General features: G+C 64.9%; 24 protein-coding genes. 13 read left to right on the top strand and 11 right to left on the bottom strand.

Annotated elements, in window-relative coordinates; all coding sequences use genetic code 11:
- Positions 1-111 precede the first annotated feature (111 nt).
- Positions 112-1,542 carry a phosphomannomutase gene (locus EXZ48_RS20535; protein WP_130517945.1) on the bottom strand — a complete coding sequence of 477 codons (1,431 nt, stop codon included), beginning with the start codon at positions 1,540-1,542 and terminating at the stop codon, positions 112-114.
- A gap of 128 nt (positions 1,543-1,670) precedes the next feature.
- On the opposite strand from EXZ48_RS20535, the gene EXZ48_RS20530 reads away from it, so the two are divergent.
- Positions 1,671-2,066 (top strand): BA14K family protein, encoded by a 396-nt coding sequence (locus EXZ48_RS20530; protein WP_023513980.1) that lies wholly within the window; start codon positions 1,671-1,673, stop codon positions 2,064-2,066.
- A gap of 52 nt (positions 2,067-2,118) precedes the next feature.
- On the opposite strand, the gene EXZ48_RS20525 is transcribed toward EXZ48_RS20530, so the two are convergent.
- A complete protein-coding gene (locus EXZ48_RS20525) occupies positions 2,119-2,421 on the bottom strand; it encodes a SelT/SelW/SelH family protein (protein ID WP_130517943.1) in 303 nt (100 codons plus the stop codon).
- Positions 2,422-2,600: 179 nt separating this feature from the next.
- Between EXZ48_RS20525 and EXZ48_RS20520 the strand changes: the two genes are divergently transcribed.
- Positions 2,601-3,050 (top strand): DoxX family protein, encoded by a 450-nt coding sequence (locus tag EXZ48_RS20520; protein WP_130517941.1) that lies wholly within the window; start codon positions 2,601-2,603, stop codon positions 3,048-3,050.
- Here the strand turns inward: EXZ48_RS20520 and EXZ48_RS20515 are convergent.
- On the bottom strand, positions 3,041-3,439 hold the full coding sequence (locus EXZ48_RS20515) for a hypothetical protein (RefSeq protein WP_130517939.1): 399 nt from the start codon (positions 3,437-3,439) through the stop codon (positions 3,041-3,043). The two genes, EXZ48_RS20520 and EXZ48_RS20515, sit on opposite strands and share 10 nt — an antisense overlap.
- Before the next feature lie 186 nt (positions 3,440-3,625).
- On the opposite strand from EXZ48_RS20515, the gene EXZ48_RS20510 reads away from it, so the two are divergent.
- Positions 3,626-4,387 (top strand): Crp/Fnr family transcriptional regulator, encoded by a 762-nt coding sequence (locus tag EXZ48_RS20510; protein WP_023512750.1) that lies wholly within the window; start codon positions 3,626-3,628, stop codon positions 4,385-4,387.
- Positions 4,388-4,442: 55 nt separating this feature from the next.
- On the opposite strand, the gene pyrC is transcribed toward EXZ48_RS20510, so the two are convergent.
- The 5 genes from pyrC to EXZ48_RS20485 form a co-directional block, all read right to left on the bottom strand.
- Positions 4,443-5,483 carry a dihydroorotase gene (gene pyrC / locus EXZ48_RS20505; protein WP_130517937.1) on the bottom strand — a complete coding sequence of 347 codons (1,041 nt, stop codon included), beginning with the start codon at positions 5,481-5,483 and terminating at the stop codon, positions 4,443-4,445.
- 116 nt (positions 5,484-5,599) lie between these two features.
- Entirely contained in the window at positions 5,600-6,223 is a 624-nt protein-coding gene (locus EXZ48_RS20500) for a nucleoside triphosphate hydrolase (RefSeq protein WP_050742738.1), read from the bottom strand.
- Positions 6,220-6,999, bottom strand: a complete 780-nt coding sequence (locus EXZ48_RS20495) for an ATP-binding cassette domain-containing protein (RefSeq protein ID WP_023512747.1) — start codon at positions 6,997-6,999, stop codon at positions 6,220-6,222. Before EXZ48_RS20495 ends, EXZ48_RS20500 begins: the two co-directional genes overlap by 4 nt.
- Positions 6,999-8,081, bottom strand: coding sequence for an ABC transporter permease (locus EXZ48_RS20490; RefSeq protein WP_023512746.1), 1,083 nt, complete (start codon positions 8,079-8,081; stop codon positions 6,999-7,001). Before EXZ48_RS20490 ends, EXZ48_RS20495 begins: the two co-directional genes overlap by 1 nt.
- Positions 8,082-8,338: 257 nt before the next feature.
- Entirely contained in the window at positions 8,339-9,361 is a 1,023-nt protein-coding gene (locus tag EXZ48_RS20485) for a sugar ABC transporter substrate-binding protein (RefSeq protein WP_023514907.1), read from the bottom strand.
- Positions 9,362-9,650: 289 nt separating this feature from the next.
- Between EXZ48_RS20485 and EXZ48_RS20480 the strand changes: the two genes are divergently transcribed.
- The 4 genes from EXZ48_RS20480 to EXZ48_RS20470 all read left to right on the top strand — a co-directional run bounded on the left by EXZ48_RS20480 (position 9,651) and on the right by EXZ48_RS20470 (position 12,450).
- Positions 9,651-10,880 (top strand): ROK family transcriptional regulator, encoded by a 1,230-nt coding sequence (locus tag EXZ48_RS20480; RefSeq protein ID WP_130517935.1) that lies wholly within the window; start codon positions 9,651-9,653, stop codon positions 10,878-10,880.
- Positions 10,881-11,309: an RbsD/FucU family protein gene (locus EXZ48_RS20475; RefSeq protein WP_023514909.1), complete on the top strand. Its 429-nt coding sequence runs from the start codon at positions 10,881-10,883 to the stop codon at positions 11,307-11,309.
- A 100-nt stretch (positions 11,310-11,409) separates the two neighbouring features.
- Positions 11,410-11,586 carry a hypothetical protein gene (locus tag EXZ48_RS34955; protein WP_023514910.1) on the top strand — a complete coding sequence of 59 codons (177 nt, stop codon included), beginning with the start codon at positions 11,410-11,412 and terminating at the stop codon, positions 11,584-11,586.
- Positions 11,587-11,724: 138 nt separating this feature from the next.
- A complete protein-coding gene (locus tag EXZ48_RS20470; protein WP_023514911.1) occupies positions 11,725-12,450 on the top strand; it encodes a type 1 glutamine amidotransferase in 726 nt (241 codons plus the stop codon).
- A gap of 19 nt (positions 12,451-12,469) precedes the next feature.
- Here the strand turns inward: EXZ48_RS20470 and EXZ48_RS20465 are convergent, their stop codons facing one another.
- Positions 12,470-13,900, bottom strand: a complete 1,431-nt coding sequence (locus tag EXZ48_RS20465; protein WP_130517933.1) for a PLP-dependent aminotransferase family protein — start codon at positions 13,898-13,900, stop codon at positions 12,470-12,472.
- A 43-nt stretch (positions 13,901-13,943) separates the two neighbouring features.
- Here EXZ48_RS20465 and EXZ48_RS20460 point away from each other — a divergent pair, with 43 nt between their 5' ends.
- From EXZ48_RS20460 to EXZ48_RS20445, 4 genes are all read left to right on the top strand, one after another.
- A complete protein-coding gene (locus tag EXZ48_RS20460; protein WP_130517931.1) occupies positions 13,944-14,660 on the top strand; it encodes a pyridoxamine 5'-phosphate oxidase family protein in 717 nt (238 codons plus the stop codon).
- 77 nt (positions 14,661-14,737) lie between these two features.
- On the top strand, positions 14,738-15,367 hold the full coding sequence (locus EXZ48_RS20455; protein ID WP_130517928.1) for a bifunctional 2-polyprenyl-6-hydroxyphenol methylase/3-demethylubiquinol 3-O-methyltransferase UbiG: 630 nt from the start codon (positions 14,738-14,740) through the stop codon (positions 15,365-15,367).
- A gap of 207 nt (positions 15,368-15,574) precedes the next feature.
- Entirely contained in the window at positions 15,575-16,321 is a 747-nt protein-coding gene (locus EXZ48_RS20450; protein WP_023514915.1) for a F0F1 ATP synthase subunit A, read from the top strand.
- Between the two features lie 105 nt (positions 16,322-16,426).
- Positions 16,427-16,657: a flagellar basal body rod protein gene (locus EXZ48_RS20445; RefSeq protein WP_130517926.1), complete on the top strand. Its 231-nt coding sequence runs from the start codon at positions 16,427-16,429 to the stop codon at positions 16,655-16,657.
- A 36-nt stretch (positions 16,658-16,693) separates the two neighbouring features.
- On the opposite strand, the gene lepA is transcribed toward EXZ48_RS20445, so the two are convergent.
- Together lepA and EXZ48_RS20435 are read right to left on the bottom strand one after the other, a co-directional pair.
- Complete coding sequence (lepA, locus tag EXZ48_RS20440) at positions 16,694-18,526, bottom strand: translation elongation factor 4 (RefSeq protein WP_024270155.1); 1,833 nt, start codon at positions 18,524-18,526, stop codon at positions 16,694-16,696.
- Between the two features lie 61 nt (positions 18,527-18,587).
- Positions 18,588-19,838: an MFS transporter gene (locus EXZ48_RS20435; RefSeq protein ID WP_130517924.1), complete on the bottom strand. Its 1,251-nt coding sequence runs from the start codon at positions 19,836-19,838 to the stop codon at positions 18,588-18,590.
- A 135-nt stretch (positions 19,839-19,973) separates the two neighbouring features.
- On the opposite strand from EXZ48_RS20435, the gene EXZ48_RS20430 reads away from it, so the two are divergent.
- Both EXZ48_RS20430 and EXZ48_RS20425 read left to right on the top strand, forming a co-directional pair.
- Positions 19,974-20,558: a helix-turn-helix domain-containing protein gene (locus tag EXZ48_RS20430; RefSeq protein ID WP_371260022.1), complete on the top strand. Its 585-nt coding sequence runs from the start codon at positions 19,974-19,976 to the stop codon at positions 20,556-20,558.
- Positions 20,559-20,572: 14 nt separating this feature from the next.
- Entirely contained in the window at positions 20,573-21,109 is a 537-nt protein-coding gene (locus EXZ48_RS20425) for a GNAT family N-acetyltransferase (RefSeq protein WP_130517922.1), read from the top strand.
- Positions 21,110-21,180 lie beyond the last annotated feature (71 nt).

Raw genomic sequence — 21,180 nt, 5'->3', positions numbered from 1 at the left:
CTCGCTGGTGTCAACAGGCTTTTTGAAGTTTTCGCAACAGCTTGGCAAAAATTGTCTTTTCCACAAATGGCCTCGACGGTTTCGTGGAGAACGTCCGGACAGGCGAAATGCTCAGTGGTTCGTGACCCAGGCGCGGATCCGTTCCAGCCCGGCTGCAAGCAGCCGTGCGGCGGCGGCATCGCTCTCCGCTTCGACATAGCAGCGCATTTCCGGCGCGTTGCCGGAGGGGCGGAAGTGGATGACGCTGCCGTCCTCCAAGGTGACGCGCAGCCCGTCGATGTCGCTTACCGCTGCCGGCACGCCGATCGGCGCGAGGAAGGCGGCAAGCGGGCCGGCGCCCGCGCGCAGTTCCGCCATCAGGGCGGCGCTGGCCTCCACCGGCATGTTTTCCAGCCGGTCGCTGGCCGCGGCCGGCAGGGCAAAGCCGGCGGCGATTTCGGAGAGCGGCCGGCTTTCCGCCGCCGCGAGGGCGAGCACGGCGAGAACCGGCATCAGGCTGTCGCGGGTGGGCAGCGCACTGAGCATGTGGCCGTTCACGGCAAGGGGCGTTGCCGTCAGCGTGCCGCCATTGGCCTCGAAGCCGGCGACAGCGGCTTTACCGGCCACGACTGCCTCGTTCATGGCGGCGATCACGAAGGGCGAGCCGACCCGGGTGCGCAGCACCGTGCCGGAAACGGCGGCCTCGATTCCAGAATTGGAGGTGACCGGTGTCGCGACGGCAGTCGCGCCGAGGAAGCGACAGGCGATGAGGCCGACGAGGTCGCCGCGCAGCGGCGTTCCGGTCTCGTCGGTGACAAGCGGCCGGTCCCCATCGCCATCTGCAGAAATGATGGCGGCGAGCCCGTGCTCCCCCGCCCAGCCTTGCAGGAGGCCGATCGTCTCGGCGGAAACCGCCTCCGTGTCGACGGGAATGAAGCTCTCCGACCGGCCGAGCGCGACGACGTCCGCGCCATAATGGGCAAGCACCGAAACGAAGAGATCGCGTGCGACCGTCGAATGCTGGTAGACCCCGATGCGAAGGCCGGCAAGCGCCTGCTCGGGCAGCAGCGTGCGGCTGCGTGCGGTATAGAGGGCCATCGCGGCCTCATGAAGATCGTCGGCGGTCTCCCTTGCGGCGTCGAAGGTGAGCCCCTCGGCGCGAATCGTTTCGGCGGCCGCGGTGATGGCGGCCTCGTCCGCCTTGTCGATCTCGCCGTCCGGCCGGTAGAACTTGATGCCGTTGCGGTCGGCGGGAATGTGGGAGCCCGTCACCATCAGGCAGGCCGCCTTGCGGGCAAGGCCGAGCAGGGCGAGCGCTGGCGTCGGTAGCGTGCCGCAGTCGCGCGGGGAGAAGCCGGCCTTGCCGAGGGCGGCGATGGCGATGGCCGAGATGGCGGGGCTGGAGGCGCGGAAATCACGGCCGATCAGGATCTCGTCGCCCTGCCGGGCGATTCCGGCGGCCAGAAGGTGGCGGGCGAAGGCGGTGGCATACAGTGCTGTGGCCGGCCCTTCGAGATCCGCGGAAAGGCCGCGCAGGCCGCTGGTTCCGAATTTCAGGCTCATGCAGTCACCTCATGTCTTCTTGCGGTCCGATCCTGCGGAGGACGCGACATGAATAAAACAAAATGCGTGAACGTAATGCAAAGCAGGGACGTGTCAGGGAAAAATCCCGCCAGAACAGTGAGGATCACATGTCGAAGATTCGAAATCTTGTTTTCGGTTGCGCGATGGGGATTGCCTCCGCGATCGCGCCCATCGGGGCGGCGCAGGCCGTTCCGCTTGCCGTGCCGGACATGAAGGTGGAGACGAAAAGCGACGTCACCAAGGCACAGGTGGAATTCTGCTATGGCGACGGCTGCGACCGCCGTTACTATCGCCGCCACTATGAGCCCTATTACGGCGGTTACGAGCGCCGTTACTATCGGCCGCGCTATGAACGACCACGCTATGAGCGGCCGCGCTACTATGGCGGGCGCCGGGCGCATGTGAACTGGTGCGCCAATCGCTATCGCACCTACGACCCCTACACCAACCGTTACCATGCCGGCGGCGGTGTCTACCGTCTGTGCTACTCGCCTTATCGCTGAGCACGGCGGGGATCGTCACACGGACGGCGGGCTTCGGCCCGCCGTTTTCGTTTCAGCCCTGACCGCTGTTCGTGGCACGGTCCGTGTGGCCAAGGTCACGGCCCGGCTCGATAATGTCGCGCACGCGCTGTTTCAGCTCCTTCGGCCCGGGAAAGCCGCCATCGCGCTTGCGCTCCCAGACCAGGGTCTCGCCGACGCGGATCTCGAAATTGCCGCCGGTGCCGGGAATGAGCGCCACCTCGCCGAGTCCATCGGAAAAGGTCGAAAGCAGCTCCTGCGCCATCCAGCCGGCGCGCAGCAGCCAGTTGCACTGGGTACAGTAGAGAATGGAAACGCGCGGCTTTTCCCCGGTCATGGTCACCTCCTGATCGATGCGAAAAGCATATAGCAGCGGCGTCCTCTTGGCACGCGCCCACTCGCGGTCCCCTCACAGAATTGTCAACTCAATTTATCATGTTTTGTTGGCGGACATCTTGTCGCAGCCGGATTCCTGGAGGAGACGTGGTGCACCGCAACAGATCAACCGGAGACCCTATGACAGAGCTTGCCACCACCCGCTCCCGCCTTATCATTCCCTCGCTCGGCAGCATCTATGCCGCGCTCGGCGAAAGCGCGGAAACGATCCTGCGCGTTGCCGCCGGCGTGCTTCTCGTGACGCACGGCTATGGAAAGATCCTCAATCCCTTCGGTGCCAGCGGCATGGTGGAAAGCCTCGGCTTTTATCCCGGCACCTTCTGGTCGCCGCTGCTCGCCGCGACTGAATTCTTCGGCGGAATCCTGATCGCGATCGGCCTGTTCACACGTCCTGCCGCCTTCGCGGCAATGATCGTGCTCGCCGTCACCGTCTACTTCCACGGCATCGTGCAGGCCGAGGGCCTGATGGGTGCGGAAAAATCGATCCTCTGGACGCTTATCATGTTCTATTTCGTGATCCGCGGTGCCAACACCCATTCGGTCGATGCCAAACTTGGCCGTCAGTTCTGATCTGTCTCCTGTGATGGTTGCGGCCTCGGCCGCAGCCGTTTCCTGACATTGACGACCAGCGTTTCGGCGTCATGCGGCTTCATGACGACGGGAATGACCTCAAAACCCTCGACGCCATCGCGATGGATGTCACCGACGGTCGTGAAGAGCAGCGGAACGCCTTTGGCCACGAGCCGTTCGATACGCTCCGTGATCAGTGTGGCATCCAGCGGTATGTCGAGCAGGCAGAGGTCGACATCGGCCAGCGCTGCCGTATCCCACTGGTCGAGCTGTTCCGGCCGCAGCAGGGTGGTCCGGCAGTTCAATGCCGCCTTGATCAGATATTCCGCGTCGAGCGCAATCAGGAATTCGCGTTCGGCGATCAAGATGTGCGGAAGTGAATGGTTCATGGCGCCGCACTCCTCGTCCATGTGAAACCGCCGGAGGGGGCGGTTCGGGAGGCGGACTTTGGGCTTGCCCCCCGGGAGTGTCATTTAAAAAAGACATAGCACCTGTGCGATGGAACAACGGCGCATGCGCCACGTTTTCCGGGCCAGCCTATGGGTTTGGGCAGGATCAAACGCGGCGGAGGCGTGATGGCGGGTGGTACGGCGGTCAATCAGCAATCCAGATGGCGCACGCCCTGTCAGCAATGTCCCCTGCGCGGTCTTTCGACCTTCCGGGACTTTTCGGCAAAGGAGCTGGACTTCGTCTCGCAATTCAAGAGCGGCGAGCTTTCCAGCGAGCGCGGCGCCACGATCCTCGTCGAGGGCATGCACAGCGCCCATCTCTTTACCGTGCTTTCAGGCTGGGCCTTCCGCTACAAGCTTTTGCCGGACGGGCGCCGGCAGATCATGAACTATCTCCTGCCCGGCGATCTCATCGGCCTGCAGGGAAGCCTGATGGGCGAGATGGATCATTCCGTCGAGGCGCTCACGCCGGTCACGCTCTGCGTCTTCGAGCGCTCCAAGCTGGAGCGGCTGTTCGAGCGTCACGCGTCACTCGCCTATGATCTTACCTGGATCGCGGCGCATGAGGAGCGCATCCTCGACGAGCATTTGCTCAGCATCGGCCGTCGCTCGGCGCTGGAGCGCACGGCCTATCTGCTCTCATTCATCCACCAGCGCGCCCATTCTGCCGGCGTCAACGGCGGGCGGCGGGTCATTCCGATCACCCAGCAGCATGTCGCCGATACGCTCGGCCTCTCGCTCGTTCACACCAACAAGACGTTGCGCAAGCTCGCCGACCGCAAGCTGATGCGCTGGCAGGACAAGGGATGCGAAATCCTTGACGGCGACGGTCTTCTGGCGCTGGCCGGCTGGGAGGGACTGAACAAGCAGGCCCGCCCCTTCATCTGATCTTTTTGACCGGTGCGGTTCCGGCTGGCAGAACCGCTTCGACCTTTTGAACCGTTCAGGCGACGTCCCAGTGCAGCGGGAACATCGGGTCGAACACCGTTACAGGCCCGGCGCCCGTTTCGATCTTTGCCGGGAAAGCCACCGGCTCCGCACGCTTGACGAGGCGGATCGTCTCCTCGTTGACCGGCAGGCCATACCAGGCGGGACCGTTCAGCGAGGCGAAGGCTTCGAGCATGGGGAGAGCGCCGTCCTCCTCGAAGACGTGGGCAAGGCAGCTCATCGTGTTGATCGAGGTGTAGATGCCGGCACAGCCGCAGGCGCACTCCTTCAGCGGATCGACATGCGGCGCCGAATCGGTGCCGAGGAAGAAGCGCTTGTCGCCCGACGTCGCGGCCTTGCGCAGCGCCAGCCGGTGCTCCTCGCGTTTTGCGACGGGCAGGCAGTAGTAGTGCGGCTTGATGCCGCCAACGAGGATGGCGTTGCGGTTGATGATCAGGTGGTGCGTGGTGATCGAGCCGGCAAGGTTTGCCTTGGAGGACGTGATGTAGTCGATGCCGTTCTTCGTCGTGACATGTTCCATGGTGACACGCAGTTCCGGCAGGCGCGTGCGCAGCGAATCAAGCACGGTCTCGATGAACACGGCCTCGCGGTCGAAGATGTCGACTTCGGGCGTCGTCACCTCGCCGTGCACGCAGAGCGTCAGACCGATCTTCGCCATGCGCTCCAGGGCGGGCATGGCCTTGTCCATGTCGCGCACGCCGCCATGCGAATTGGTCGTCGCACCGGCCGGATAGAGTTTGACGGCACGGATCAGGCCGCTCCTGTAGCCGGCTTCGACGTCGTCGGGGTCGGTGTGCTCGGTGAGGTAGAGCGTCATCAGCGGTTCGAACCGGTCGCCCTTCGGAAGGGCGGCGAGGATGCGGTCGCGATAGGCGCTCGCATCCGCGGTGGTGACGACCGGCGGCACGAGGTTCGGCATGATGATCGCGCGGGCGAAATGGCGGCTGGTGTCGCCGATCACGCCTTCGAGCATGGCGCCGTCGCGCAGGTGCAGATGCCAGTCGTCCGGTCGGCGGATGGTGAGTTCTGTGGTCATCGGCGTAGCTCCCGCCCTTGGCTTTGCAGCGATCCCGGATGTGAAACGCTCTCGCATTCCTGCCGGGATTTCTCTGGCGGCTGCGATAGCATCCGTGGAGCGGAACGACAATCGTTTCAGAAGATGTCGATGGTGAGGTCCGCCGGGCGGGAATTTTCAAGGATGCGCTTTCCGTTCGGCAGGTCGTTGCCGTAGAGCTTGCGCTGGATTTCGTCTTCCGGCAGGTCGTAGCCGAGCCAGCGCCGGCGCAACCGCTCCTCCAGCACCGCATAGGGCGGCCCGACGAAGATGGTGAAGTCGAATTTTTCTTCCAGCCGATCCCAGGGCGTTTCGGTCAGCAGCAGATAGTTGCCCTCGGCGAGCACGAAGCGCGTTTCGGCCGGAATGGCCCGGGCGGCGTTGATGGCGATCTCGCGCGTGCGGTCGAAGACCGGCACGAGCACTTCGTCCTCGGCTCTTTTCAGGGCTGTGACGATATCGATGAAGCCGCGGGCGTCGAAGGTTTCGGGCGCCCCCTTGCGCGGCAGGAGGCCGCGTTCGGAAAGAATGCCATTGTCCATATGAAAGCCATCCATCGGCAGGATCTCTGCCGTCTCGCCGCGGGCGAGAAGCCGCTCCTTGACGGCTTCGACCAGCGTCGACTTTCCGGCACCCGGCGGACCGGCAATGCCGAGCAGGAAGCGGCGCGCGTTTTCAGCGCGCCGCAGAAGGTCGTCCACGATCGTTTCGACCGTTGTCATGCCGCGATGGCCTCCGCAGGCAGCTTGGCACCGGTCATGAAGGCGACGGCGTCGGACATGGTGTAGTCCTTCGGGTTGATGACCGTGAGCCGCCGGCCGAGCCGGTGGATGTGGATGCGGTCCGCCACCTCGAAGACATGCGGCATGTTGTGCGAGATCAGCACGATCGGAATGCCACGACGGCGGACGTCCAGGATGAGTTCCAGCACGCGCCGGCTTTCCTTGACGCCGAGCGCCGCCGTCGGCTCGTCGAGGATGATGACCTTCGAGCCGAAGGCGGCAGCGCGCGCCACCGCAACGCCCTGGCGCTGGCCGCCCGAAAGCGTCTCCACCGCCTGGTTGATGTTCTGGATGGTCATCAGCCCGAGCTCCGAGAGCTTGTCGCGGGCGAACTTCTCCATCGCCGTGCGGTCAAGCTTGCGGAACCACTGGCCCATGACGCCCGGTTTGCGGATCTCGCGGCCGAGGAACATGTTGTCGGCGATCGAGAGGGCCGGGGAAAGCGCGAGGTTCTGGTAGACCGTTTCGATGCCGGCGCCGCGGGCCTCGATCGGCGAGCGGAAATGCACCGGTTTGCCTTCGAGGCGGATTTCACCCTCGTCCGGCGTGACGGCGCCGGAGATCGCCTTGATCATCGAGGACTTGCCGGCGCCGTTGTCGCCGATCACCGCAAGGATCTCGCCGGGATAGAGATCGAAATCGGCATGGTCGAGGGCGGTGACGCGGCCGTAGCGCTTGACGAGACCGCGGGCGGTGAGAATGGGTTCGAGTGCCATCAGCCTGCTACCTTTCTGATCCACTGGTCGATTGCGACAGCCGAGATGATGAGGACGCCGATCAGGAGATAGGTCCATTGCGGGTCCGTGCCGATGAGGCGAAGGCCGAGCGAGAAGACGCCGACGATGAGCGCCCCGAAGATCATGCCGAGGATCGAGCCGCGTCCGCCGAAGAGCGAGAGGCCGCCGATGACAACGGCCGTGATCGATTCGATGTTGGCGAACTGGCCGGCGGTCGGAGAGACCGAGCCGATGCGGCCGATGAGGGCCCAGCCAGCCAGCGCGCAGATGAGGCCGGACAGCGTATAGACCGAGACCAGCATGCGCTTGACATTGACGCCGGCGAGCTCCGCCGCGTCGGGGTCGTCGCCGACCGCGTAGACATGGCGGCCCCAGGCGGTGTGGTTCAAGACGTACCAGAGCAGCGCCACCAGTAGCACCATGGCGATGACGCCGTAGGTGAAGACGGCACTGCCGAGCTTGATGTTGTTGCCGAAGAACTGGAGGAGCGGCGCCTGCGAGGAAATATCCTGCGAGCGGATCGTCTCGTTGGCCGAATAGAGGAAATTCGAGGCGAGGATGATCTGCCACATGCCGAGCGTGACAATGAAGGGCGGCAGCTTCATGCGGGCGACCAGCAGGCCATTGATGTAACCGCAGAGGGCACCGCAGGCGAGGCCGCAAAGCACGGCAAGCGAGGGCGGCAGGCCGTAGCGGAAGGTGAACTGGCCCATCACGACGGAGGAGAGCACCATGATCGCGCCGACCGAAAGATCGATGCCGGCGGTGAGGATCACCAGCGTCTGCGCCGCGCCGACGATGCCGACGATCGCCACCTGTTGAAGGATCAGCGTCATCGTGAAGGCGGAGAAGAACTTGCCGCCGAGCACCGCGCCGAACACCGCGACCGAGATCACGAGCACGATCAGCGGCACCGCGGAGGGGCTGCCGTGCAGGAAATGCTGGAATTTCTGGATGGGTGTCTTGTCGTGCGTATCGAAGGAGGCGACCTGCGTCGCGCTGCCGGATAGCACCTTCTCGAATTCCTGCGAAGGCTGTGAGGCCGTCGATGTCTCACTCATGATTTTCCTCCCCTTCCGGTGCCGACCGTCGCGGCGTGCCGGATGAAATGGTGCGTGGACGCATCGGTAGGGCGCTTCGCGCACCTGCCGCCATCTGCGGGCGGTCTCCTCCCCAAGGTGAACCGGCTCGTGCCGTCGCCCGGGAAGAAAGGTGCCCATGTCTTGTTGCTGTTGTCAAAGCAGGGTCGGTATTTCCCGCGACCCAGACCGCGTCCGTAGCGGAAAGCCGGCCCGGTCAAGCCGGGCCGGCGGGGGCCTTAGCCCCAGCACTTGTCCTTGCCGGCCTTGGTGTCGATGGATTCGACGCCTGCTGCCGGCTTGTCGGTGACGAGCGTCACGCCCGTGTCGAAGAAGTCCTTGCCTTCGGTCGCCTTCGGCTTTTCGCCGGTGTCGGCAAACTTTTTGATGGCCTCGATGCCGAGGGCGGCCATCATCAGCGGATACTGCTGCGAGGTCGCGCCGATGACGCCGTCTGCGACGTTCTGCACGCCCGGGCAACCGCCGTCGACGGAAACGATCAGCACGTCCTTCTCCTTGCCAACGGCCTTCAGCGCTTCATAGGCGCCGGCAGCGGCCGGTTCGTTGATCGTGTGCACGACGTTGATGGACGGATCCTTCTGGAGAAGGTTTTCCATGGCGGTGCGGCCGCCTTCCTCGTTGCCGTTGGTCACGTCATGGCCGACGATGCGGGCATCGTCCTCGTCGCCGATCTTGGAAATGTCCTTCACGTCGATGCCGAAGCCCTTCATGAAGCCCTGGTTACGCAGCACATCGACCGAAGGCTGCGACGGCGTGAGGTTCAGGAAGGCGATCTTTGCGTCCTTTGCGGCGTCGCCGAGCGTGGCGGCAGCCCATTTTCCGATCAGTTCGCCGGCGAGCAGGTTGTCGGTGGCAAACGTCATGTCGGCGCTGTCGAGTGGCTCGAGCGGCGTGTCGAGCGCGATGACGAGCAGGCCTGCCTCACGCGCCTTCTGCACGGAGGGAACGATGCCCTTCGTGTCCGAGGCCGCGATCAGGATGCCCTTTGCGCCGTCGGCAATGCAGGTCTCGATGGCCGCAACCTGGCTTTCCGAGTCGCCGTCGATCTTGCCGGCATAGGCCTTCAGCGTCACGCCGAGTTCCTTGGCCTTGGCTTCCGCGCCTTCCTTCATCTTGACGAAGAAGGGATTGGTGTCGGTCTTGGTGATCAGGCAGGCCGTGGTTTCGGCGGCTGCCGGCGAGGAGAAGGCGACGCCGAGTGCAAGCGCGCCGAGAGCGGCGGAAATGATGGTTTTCTTCATGGTATCCTCCCAAGGACGAAACGGGATGCGCCCCTCTCCTGGGGCGATCCGGTCGCAGGGTGGGCGGGCAGGTCTTCTGCCGGCCGATCCTCGCTTCCGTCCTCAAGAGAACACCAAAAGAAATGGCTGTCAATAAATAAATCGAATTGAATTATTAATTCGTTGTGGCATGCTGCAGGAAAGATCGGGCGAAAAGCCCCGCTGTGCGTTTCCGGTGGAAGAGCGGAACGCCAGCCGATAAGAGGACCGGAAAGGGTGCGCGACGCCCGGTCCGGAACGGGAGGAGACGATGATCAGAAAGGACGCGACGGCACATGCCGTGCCGGCCGAAATCCTCGATCCGAGCGGCGGTGCAAACCAGGTGCGCGTCCGGGCCTACAACGAACGCCTGGTCATGTCGCTGGTGCGGCGGCACGGCAGCCTGTCCAAGGCCGAGATCGCCCGGCGCAGCGGCCTTTCCGCCCAGACCGTCACCGTCATCATGCGCGCGCTGGAGGCCGAGGGGCTCCTGATGCGCGGCGAGCCGATGCGCGGCAAGGTCGGCCAGCCTTCCGTGCCGATGCGGCTCAATCCCGATGCCGTCTATTCCTTCGGCCTGAAGATCGGTCGCCGCAGCGCCGATCTCGTCATGATGGATTTCGTCGGCGGCATCCGCCGGCAGGCGCGGCGGACTTATCCCTATCCCATGCCCGGTCCGCTGCTCGCCTTCGTCGAGGAGGGCCTTGCGGAACTCGAAGCCGCCATCACGCCGGAAGAACGCGCCCGCATTGCCGGTTTCGGTGTCGCCGCGCCGTTCGAACTCTGGAGCTGGGCGAGCGAAGTCGGGGCGCCGCAGGCCGACATGGACCAGTGGCGCGGTGTCGACCTCGAGGCGGAGATCGCCAGCCGCGTGTCCCATCCTGTGGTGCTCCAGAACGATGCGACGAGCGCCTGCGCCGCCGAGCTCGTCTTCGGCCTCGGCCCGCAATATCCGGATTTCCTCTATCTCTTCATCGGCTCCTTCATCGGCGGCGGTGTGGTGCTGAACTCGGCGCTGTTCACCGGCCGCACCGGCACGGCGGGCGCCATCGGCCCCCTTCCCGTGCAGGGTCGCAACGGCGAGACGGTGCAGCTCCTGAAGATCGCTTCGGTCTATCGTCTGGAAAACCTGTTGCGCGAGCACGGCATCGATCCGAAGCCGCTGTGGTATTCGACGGATGGCTGGATCGATTTCGGCGCGCCGCTTGCAATCTGGATCGAGGACATGGCGGCCGCGCTTGCGCAGGCCGTCGTCGCCTCCGCCTCCGTCATCGACTTCTCTGCCGTCATCATCGACGGCGGTTTTCCCGCCTGGGTGCGCGAACGCGTGGTCGCGGCGACGCAGGCCGCCGTCGCCCGCCTCGATCTCCAGGGCGTCACCCTGCCGGAGATCGTCGAGGGTGCGGTCGGCAGTGCCGCGCGCTCGATCGGCGGGGCGAGCCTGCCGCTCTTCTCCCGCTATCTGCCGGACCACAACGTCCTCTTCAAGGAGCTTGCCTGAATGCTGAAAGGTCTTGATCCCATCCTGAGCCCGGAGCTGCTCGCCACGCTGCGTGCCATGGGCCACGGCGACGAGATTGCGATCGTCGACGGCAACTATCCGGGCGTCGAGCACGCCCGTCGTCTCATCCGCCTCGACGGCGTGCCGCTCATTCCCGTGCTGAATGCCGTGCTCTCGGTGATGCCGATCGATGATTTCGTCGAGGAGGCCATCTTCCGCTCCACCTTCCGCCAGGACCGCGACACGCTGGAGCCCGTGCACCGCGAAATCATCGACTGCTGCGCCGGCCACGAGCCGGATCGCGCGGTGGTGCCGCTGGTCGGTGCCGACTTCTACGGCCGTGTGCGCGCTGCCCATACATTGGTGCAGACCAGCGAGCCGCGGCTCTACGCCAACGTCATCCTGCGCAAGGGCGTCATCTATCCGTGACGCCTGTTTCCCGCGGAACAGCGGGCGGCGGGGCGATGTGCGACCTTCTGATCACCGGATGAGAGAGGCTCATCCTTACCAGAGATCAGGAGAGACCCCCATGCGCAAGATCATCGTTTCCGCCACCGTCGCCCTCGTTGCCGCCATCTCTTTTGCAGCGCCTTCCCAGGCCGGCTACTACAGCTACGGCTACGAGCCGTCCTGCTTCATCAAGAAGGTGAAGTCCTACGACTACTACGGCAACGTCATCATCAAGAAGATCCGCGTCTGCCACTGATCCCTTCCTTCTGCCGATCCTCCCCGACTTGCCCGGCTCGTAGGAGCCGGGTTCTTTCTGTTTCGGCTCTTCAATGCCCTTGAATGAAGCGGAGGCTCGTGTTTGTCTCGCGCGAGAATCGGGAAGCAGGAGTTTGGCATGCGGGTTCTGGTGGTTGAGAACGATAAGGTAACGCTGCTCGGGCAGATCGGCGTCGCGCTGGAAGAGGCGGGTGCCGAACTAGACCTCTGCCGCCCCCATGCGGGCGATGCCATTCCGGCGGATGATGCGGCCCACGATGCCATCGTCGTGATGGGCGGTCCGCAGAACGCCCGCGACGACGATCGCCACGCTTACCTCCCTGCGCTCGCCGCGCTGATGCGGCGCTTCGGCGATGCGGACAAGTCCGTGCTCGGCGTCTGCCTCGGCAGCCAGCTTCTCGCCCGGGCCTATGGTGCGGAAAACCTGATCGGTGCGACGCCGGAATTCGGCTGGTGTACGGTCGCGCTGACGAAGGACGGTGCCGGTGATCCGGTTCTATCGGCGGCGGCTGGTGCGTTTCCGATCTTCCAGTGGCACAGCGATACGTTCACCCTGCCGGACAATGCCGTGCGCCTCGCCACCAATGGTGCTGCCGAGAACCAGGCTTTCCGTATCGGCCGCGCCACCTACGGCACGCAGTTTCATTTCGAGGCGAGCCGCACCGTGGTGGACGGTTGGGTCGACACCTTCCCGCAGCTCATCGAAACGCTCCAGCCCGGCTGGCTCGAAAAGCGCGCCGCGCTGGCCGATGAGAACGGCCCGAGCGCCGACGCGACGGGCCTTGCCATCGCACGGGCCTGGGTGGCGACGATTGCCCCCGTCGCAACGCGCCGGGTCGCCTGACGCGGCTTCGGATAGGGCGTCAGATCGCGGATATCGCTGCTGCAAAACGCGCGGCAGCGGCATCAAGGGTTTCGGGGGCAAAGCCGGAAAAGCCGATGACAAGGCCCTGCCGTGGCGGATTGGTGACGGCCATGGTCGAGAGCGCCCGGGCACCCAGCCCTGCGCGCGCGGCAATTTCCACAGCCTCCGTATCGGCAAGTCCAGCCGGCAGGCCGGCGACGAGGTGCAGGCCCTGGTCGGGCACGCCGACTGAAAGCGCGCCGGTCGCTGAAAGCCCCGCCACCAGCGCATCGCGCGCCGCCTGCGCCTGTCGCCGGGCGCGGCGCAGGTGCGCGGCGAAATGGCCTTCGCGAAGAAGGTCGGTGAGGGCGGCTTCGGCCAGCGTCGGCGGACTGCGGTCGCTGCGGCTGCGCAAGGCCACGACCGTCTCCAGCAGCGGATCGGGAATGACGGCATAGCCGAGCCGGAGGCCCGGGAAGAGCACCTTGGAGAAGGTGCCAAGATAGATCACACGTCCGCTGTCGTCCATGCCCTGCATGGCAGCGAGCGGCGGCCCGGCAAAGCGGAACTCGCTGTCATAGTCGTCCTCGATGATCCAGCCGCCGGTCTCCCGCGCCCAGTCGATGAGGGCGAGCCGCCGGCGCATGCTCATGGTAACGCCGAGCGGGAACTGGTGCGACGGCGTGACGTAGATCGCGCGGGCGCCCGGTGCAGCCAGCGCGATATCCGCCCCCTCGCCATCCACGGCAAGGCCGGAGAGGACCAGACCGTTGCCGGAAAAGGCCGCCCGGGCGCTCGGATAACAGGGATCCTCGATCATCACCCGGTCGCCCGACGACAGCGCGCTGCGGATGACGAGATCTATGCCTTGCTGCGTGCCGGTCGTGATGATGATCGAACGTGCCTCGCAGCGCACGCCGCGCGCTTGCCGGAGATAGGCGGCGACCGCCTGGCGCAGCGTCTCGCCGCCACGTGGATCGCCATAATAGAAATGCTCCGGCCCCGGCCGGGCGAGATGGCGCCCGAGCAGCGTGCGGAACTGTTTCAGCGTGCGTGCATCGGCCATGGCGACGCCGAGCGTGCCTGGCAACGGCATTTTCGGGGCGCTGCTTTCCCGCTCGATGGGGGCCGAGGGTTTCAGGGTTGGCACCCGGTCGGCAACGAAGGTGCCGGCCCCGGTACGGGCGACGGCAAAGCCCTCGGCGATCAACGTTTCGAAGGCGGCGACCACGCTGCCGCGCGAGGTTTTCAGGCGGTGCGCGAGATCCCGCGTCGGCGGCAGCTTGCTGCCGGGCGGAATGTCCCCGGCCTCGATCAGCCGGCGCAGCTCGCGGTAAAGCGACGGCGTCCGCCTGCCTGCTGCGGGAAGAACAGGAACGAGCGAGGACCAGTCTGGTAAAGTGGTCCTGATTTTTTGATCAGAATTGGTGCTTTTTCGATCCAATGCCATGGCGCACCATGGCGGCCTCTCCTTTGAAAGGCAAGCCCTGCACATGAGCACCGAGACCGTCGCCTATCCCGTCACCCCGCGCAACCGCGTCAAGCGCATGCACGAGCGCGGCCGCTACGACCGTGAAAGCGTCTATGCCATTCTCGATGCGGCCATGCTCTGTCACGTCGCCTATGTCATCGAAGGCCAGCCCTACGCGACGCCGACGCTTTTCTGGCGCAAGGGCGATACGCTCTACTGGCACGGTTCCTCCGCCAGCCGCATGCTGCGCCACCTGAAGACCGGGACGCCCGCCTGTCTCACCGTCGCCCATCTCGACGGGCTGGTACTCGCCCGGTCCGGCTTCAACCATTCGGCCAATTATCGCTCTGCCATGTGCTTCGGCACGGCGCGGCTCGTCGAGGACCCGGAGGAGAAGATCGAGGCGATGCGCGATGTCGTCGACCGCTTCTATCCGGACCGCAGCATGCTGTTGCGTCCCATCACGCCACAGGAAGCCAAGGCGACGACGATCATCGCCATGCCGATCGACGAGGCGGCGGCCAAGGTGCGTGCCAAGGGTGTCGGTGACGACGAGGAGGATTTCGCCCTGCCGATCTGGGCCGGTGTTATTCCAGTCACGACGGTGCTCGGCCCTGTGCAGACCTGCCACCGGCTGGTCGAGGGCATCGACATGCCCGACACGCTGTCGATCTTCCCGGAGGGCGGGCCACTGGATGCGGCGCTCCTCACCGGCCAGCGGATCTATGAGGGCGTGTGAGGTTTTCACACCGCGTGTCAACGCAGTTGACAGCGGCGCCGAACAGCTCTCCGGTGAAGCGGAACACCGGAGGGCAGATGAACGATATTCTGAAAGGCTACACCGCCGCGGCGACGCCGGCGCTGATCGAGCGCTACGAGGCCTTCGATCCGGCAGCGCTCTATGCGCCCGTGCTCGACCTGCTGCCGCGGGCGCCGGGCCGTGTCGCCGATATCGGTGCGGGAACGGGGCGGGATGCGGCATGGTTCGTCCGGCAGGGGCATGCGGTTCTGGCGGTCGAGCCCGTACAGCCGCTCCGCGAGGCCGGCTTGGCGCGGCACGGCGATGTCGGCATCGTCTTTCTCGACGATGACTTGCCCCATCTTGCAAGGGTGCGGGATCACGGTCTCTTCGATCTCGTCACCCTTAACGGCGTCTGGCACCATCTCGATGCGCCTGCGCGCGCCGTTGCCCTGCCGGTTCTGGCCAATATGCTGCGACCTGGCGGCCGGCTGGTATTTGCCTTGCGCCACGGGCCCGGCGCACCGGGAAGGCCGGCCTTCCGGCTCTCGGACGAGGAGACGATCGACGCCGCGGCGCGCTGCGACCTGACGCTGCTTCGAAGCCGCAAGGCCGAATCACACCAGGCGGGCAACCGTGCGCTCGGCGTGGACTGGACCTGGATGGTTTTTGAATGGAGTGGGGTGCGATCGCGGCCCTTGCCATGATGCGGTCGAGCGGCTAAACAGCTCTCGCGCTGGACGACCTGCGCCTTGTTCGTTCCGGGGACGGCCCCTCATCTCGCAATCGAGAGAGAAAGCCCCGCGTGAACCCTTCACACCCTCCCTTTTCGAAATCAGCCGCGCGGTTTTCGCGTGCCGCAGTCGCGGCGCGCACGCCTGTCGTGCGCCCTGAAGCCTTCCCGAGGATATCCGATGGCCGGACCCATTGAGCAATTCGAGATCAAGCCGCTTGTCCCGTTCGAGGTCGGCGGACTTGACCTCAGCTTCACCAATTCCTCTGCCTATATGGTGCTGACCATTGCCGCCGCGAGCGGCTTCCTGCTTTTCGCCACGCGCCGGCGCGGCCTGGTGCCCGGCCGCTGGCAGTCGAGCGCCGAAATGGTCTACGAATTCGTCGCGACGACACTCAGGGCCAATGCGGGTGAGCAGGGCATGCGTTTCTTCCCGCTGGTCTTTTCGCTCTTCATGTTTATCCTTGTCGCCAACCTCGTCGGCATGTTCCCCTATGCCTTCACGGTGACGAGCCACCTGATCGTCACTTTCGCGCTGGCCATGCTGGTCTTCTCCACGGTCACGCTTTACGGCCTCTTCAAGCACGGCACCCGCTTCTTCCGGCTGTTCGTGCCTGATGGCGTGCCGTTGATCCTGACGCCGATCATCGTGCCGATCGAGGTGATCTCCTACCTCTCGCGTCCCGTCAGCCATTCGGTCCGTCTGTTCGCCGTCATGCTCGCCGGCCATATCACGCTGAAAGTCTTCGCCGGCTTCGTCGTTTCGATGGGCAGCCTCGGCACGCTCGGCGTCATCGGCGCCATCCTGCCCTTCGGTATGACCGTCGCCCTGACCGCACTGGAACTGCTGATGGCGGTCATCCAGGCCTATGTCTTCACCATGCTGACCTGCATGTACCTGAACGACGCACTGCATCCCGGTCACTGAGGCCGGCGGCCCTGTGCGGTTTCGGCACAGGGCCGCGATTCCTGCATTCACGGTATGGAAAGGGCGGTCGTGTAGAAAAGCACCGGTTTAAAAGGGGCGCCTCTCATGCAGATTGCCGGCATCATGAACACGGCCCGCGAGGGCATGGCGACGGAAACTGCGCGCATCGAGAGAGCCGCACGCAACATCGCGGGCGCCGCTTCTCCGGCCGCGAGCGATCCGGCGCAGGATGTGCTGGACCTTGTCTTTGCCGAAACCGGTTTTCGTGCCAATGCGGCGGTCTTCGAAACGGGAGCCGACCTCTGGGAGGTCCTGGCGACGATCAAGCGGGATTGAGAAAAGAAAAGGGAGGCCGGAGCCTCCCTTTTTGTCTTATTCGTCGCCCATTTTGAGCGCGGCGATGAAGGCTTCCTGCGGAATCTCCACCTTGCCGAACTGGCGCATACGCTTCTTACCGGCCTTCTGCTTGTCGAGCAGCTTGCGCTTGCGGGTGGCGTCGCCCCCGTAGCACTTGGCGGTGACGTCCTTACGCAGCGCCGAGATCGTCTCGCGGGCGATCACGTTGCCGCCGATGGCGGCCTGGATCGGGATCTTGAACATGTGCTTCGGGATCAGCTCCTTGAGCTTCTCGCACATGTCGCGACCGCGCTTTTCCGCCGCCATGCGGTGCACCATCATGGACAGCGCATCGACCGGCTCGCCGTTGACGAGGATCGACATCTTCACCAGATGGCCTTCCTTGTGGTCGGTGATCTGGTAGTCGAACGAGGCGTAGCCCTTGGAGATCGACTTCAGGCGGTCGTAGAAGTCGAAGACGACTTCGTTGAGCGGCAGGTCGTAGGTCAGCATGGCGCGGGTGCCGACATAGGTCAGCTCGATCTGGATGCCGCGGCGGTCCTGGCAGAGCTTCAGGATGCCGCCGAGATAATCGTCGGGCGTGAGGATCGTCGCGCGGATCCACGGTTCATGGATTTCCGAGATCTTCACGACGTCCGGCATGTCTGCCGGGTTGTGCAGCTCGCGTTCGGACCCGTCGGTCATGAACAGCTTGTAGACGACCGAGGGGGCCGTCGCGATCAGGTCCAGATCGAACTCGCGCTCCAGGCGTTCCTGGATGATTTCGAGGTGCAGAAGGCCGAGGAAGCCGCAACGGAAGCCGAAGCCGAGCGCGGCCGAGCTTTCCATTTCGAAGGAGAACGAGGCGTCGTTGAGACGCAGCTTGCCCATTGCCGAGCGCAGGTCCTCGAAATCGGCGGCATCGACCGGGAAGAGGCCGCAGAAGACGACAGGCTGGGCCGGCTTGAAGCCGGGCAGGGCCTTTGCCGTCGGGCGCTTGTCTTCGGTGATCGTGTCGCCGACGCGCGTGTCGGCCACTTCCTTGATCGAGGCGGTGATAAAGCCAATCTCGCCCGGGCCGAGCGAATCCATCGCCACCATCTTCGGCGTCAGCACGCCGACGCGCTCGATCGTGTATTTCGCATCCGTGCCCATCATGCGGATGGTCTGGCCCTTGCTGATGCGACCTTCGATGACGCGCACGAGAACCATGACGCCAAGATAGGTATCGTACCAGCTGTCGACCAGCAGCGCCTTCAGGGGGGCCTTCTCGCCGCCCTCGCTCTTCGGCGCGGGCAATCGCTGGACGATGGCTTCGAGCACATCCGGAATGCCGAGGCCGGTCTTGGCGGAGATCAGCACGGCTTCCGACGCGTCGATGCCGATGACCTCCTCGATCTGTTCCTTGATGCGGTCGGGCTCGGCGGCCGGCAGGTCGATCTTGTTGAGCACGGTGACGAGCTCGTGATTGTTGTCGATCGCCTGGTAGACGTTGGCGAGCGTCTGGGCCTCGACCCCCTGGGAGGCATCGACGACGAGCAGCGAGCCCTCGCAGGCCGACAGCGAGCGCGAGACTTCGTAGGCGAAGTCGACGTGGCCGGGCGTGTCGATGAGGTTCAGCACATAGGTCTCGCCGTCGTTCGCCTTGTAGTGCAGGCGTACGGTCTGGGCCTTGATGGTGATGCCGCGCTCGCGCTCGATATCCATATTGTCGAGGACCTGCTCCGACATCTCGCGGTCGGCAAGGCCGCCGGTCGACTGGATCAGCCGGTCGGCAAGCGTCGACTTGCCGTGGTCGATATGGGCCACGATCGAGAAGTTGCGGATATGGTCGAGGGGCGTCGAATTGTTGGTGCTCATGCGCGCCATATAGCAGCGGGGGAGATTCCCGCAAAGCGGTAAATGAAGGGTTTCGTGCGTGCGAACGCCGCTATTCCGGGGCTTTTTCGCCTTCGACGAGCGCGCCGGCATTCGGCAGCTGGGCGCTCCTGATCTCGAAGTTCTCCCGCGCCTCCGGCGGCACGGTCTCGCGCAGCCGCAGCCGCTGGGCAACGAAGCCGGCATAGAGCAGCGCCACGGCCATGGCGGCATAGATGAAAGTCTTCGGGCCGAAGACCGGGGTCAGCGCCGTCACGGCCAGTGGAACCAGTGTCGCAGACGTCGACCAGGCGACGAGGAGGGTCGAGGCGAGCGGCACGAAATCCTCGGGGTCGGTCCGGTCGTTGGCGTGCGCATTGGCGATCGAATAGACACTTTCGACGGCGCCCGCCCAGAGCGCGAAGACGATCATGAGGATGACGAAGGCCTGGAAGGAGACGAAAAGGGCCGCGACCGCAGTGCTTGCGATCAGAAGGCAGGTGGCGATCAGCACGATGCGCCGGTCGATACGGTCGGAGAGCGTGCCGAGCGGGTACTGTACGAAGATGAGGCCGAACTGCATGACGAACATCAGGAGCGCCACATCCGTCTGGCCGACCTTGTTCGTGGCGGCATAGATCGGCGTAAAGCCCTGTACGACCATGGAGAGGCCGCCGGCGGCCAGGACGCCGATCAGCGCGACAGGCGAGTTGCGCCAGGCCATGGCGAAATCGACGCTGACCCGGGCGGGTGCCGGTGGCGTGGGCAGTCGGGTGAGGCCGATGGGCAGCAGCGCGATCGTGGTGACGAAGATGGTGACGAGTGGTGCGAGGTTGCCATCCGCCGGCATGCGGCCGAACAGCCAGGCGCCAACGCCGAGCCCCAGCACATAGGCCATGTAGAAGAAGGACATGGCCTTGCCGCGCCAGCGATTGTCGCTGGCATGGTTGAGCCAGCTCTGGGCGATGATGAAATTCGCATTGCCGGCCACGCCGTAGATGCCGCGGGCGAGGATCCAGACGACCGGGTTGACGCCGAGCGCGACGAGGAAGGCCGCGATGATGACCAGCGCCAGCGAGCAGGAAAAGGCGCGGGCATGGCCGACGCGGCGGATGACGGGGCCGGCGATGACGCAGCCGACAAGCCCGCCGAAGGCGATCGCCGTGACGGCTGCCCCCGGCGTCCAGGAGGGCGCATCGGCGCGCGACAGCACGTAGGGCACATAGGCCAGCATCACCCCGTTGCCGATGGCGACGAAGGTCATCGAAACGACGATGGCGGTGATGGAAAAGAGCGAGGACGCCCGCTGTGCTTCACCTGTCATCCGCCCGCCCTCCGATTCTTGCTGCGGCACCTTATCCGGCGGGCGGATGTCGCATTGTCGCCGGAGCGGCATCGCCGGAAAATATTTTTTGGAAAGGCTCAGCCTATTGAATCTACTATAAGAGATAAGTATTCCATGATAATGGAAGAAGCAATCGACCCTCTGGAAAGTGCCATCGGCGAGCGCGTGCGGCTGTTGCGCATGGCGCGCGGCCAGACGCTGGAAGACCTTGCAGGCGCCTCCGGCGTCAGCCGGGCGATGATCTCGCGCATCGAGCGCGGCGAGGCGAGCCCGACGGCACAATTGCTCTCGCGGCTCTGTGCGGCGCTCGATCTCACGCTCTCCGCCTTCTTCGCCTTCTCCGAGGCGGCGGGCGATCCCTTGTCGCGGCTTGAGGACCAGGTGGTCTGGCGGGATCCCGAAACGGGCTACCAGCGCCGTGCCGTCTCGGCGCCGAACACGGCCTCGCGCGTCGAGGTGATCGACGTGGCGTTTCCGCCGGGCGCGCGCATCGCCTATCCGCCGGAAACGGCCAAGGCCGGCATGACGCAGCACGTCTGGCTGTTTGCCGGCAGTCTGCGCATGACGGTCGGCACGGCCGTGCATGAGCTTTACCCCGGGGACTGCCTCTATATGAGCATCACCGAAGGGCATGTCTTCGAGAATTCCGGCGTGGAGCCGGCGCATTATGCCGTGGTGCTGGACCGCGGTCGATCCTGAGCCAGGAGGACGAGATGAGCGAGATCAGGCTGCTCGATGCCGATGAAACCCGGGCCCGGCTGGGCGAGCTGGCGGATGTGCTGACCGATTGCGTGACCGGCGGGGCCTCCGTCGGCTTCATGGCGCCCTATGGGCCGGCCGATGCGCTGCCCTTCTGGCAGGATGTGGCGGCGGCGGTGGGTGAGGGCGCGACGTTGCTCTTTGCCGCCGAACGGGAAGGGCGAATCGTCGGCACGGTGCAGGTCGGCATCCGCCAGATGCCGAACCAGCCGCACCGGGCGGATGTGAAGAAGCTGCTCGTCAAGGAGAGCGAGCGCGGCCGCGGCGTCGCCCGCAGGCTGATGGCCGCTGCCGAGGCGGAGGCCGCGCAGCGCGGCAAGACTGTGCTGGTGCTCGATACCGCCACCGGCAGCCCCGCGGAAACCGTCTACGAACGCCTCGGCTGGCAACGCGCCGGGGTTATTCCTGACTATGCGCTCTACCCGGATGGCCGTTTCTGCGCGACGACCTTCTTCTACAAGCGGATCGGCGAGGCGGCCCTGGCGGTGTAACGTTGGGGCCGGTTCCTGAAAAGACAAAAGCCGCGGATTGCTCCGCGGCCTTCGCAGTCCCCCTGCGAAAT

Source organism: Shinella sp. JR1-6 (assembly GCF_004284735.1).
Taxonomy (GTDB): domain Bacteria; phylum Pseudomonadota; class Alphaproteobacteria; order Rhizobiales; family Rhizobiaceae; genus Shinella.
This window is presented reverse-complemented; position numbering and strand designations above follow the sequence as displayed.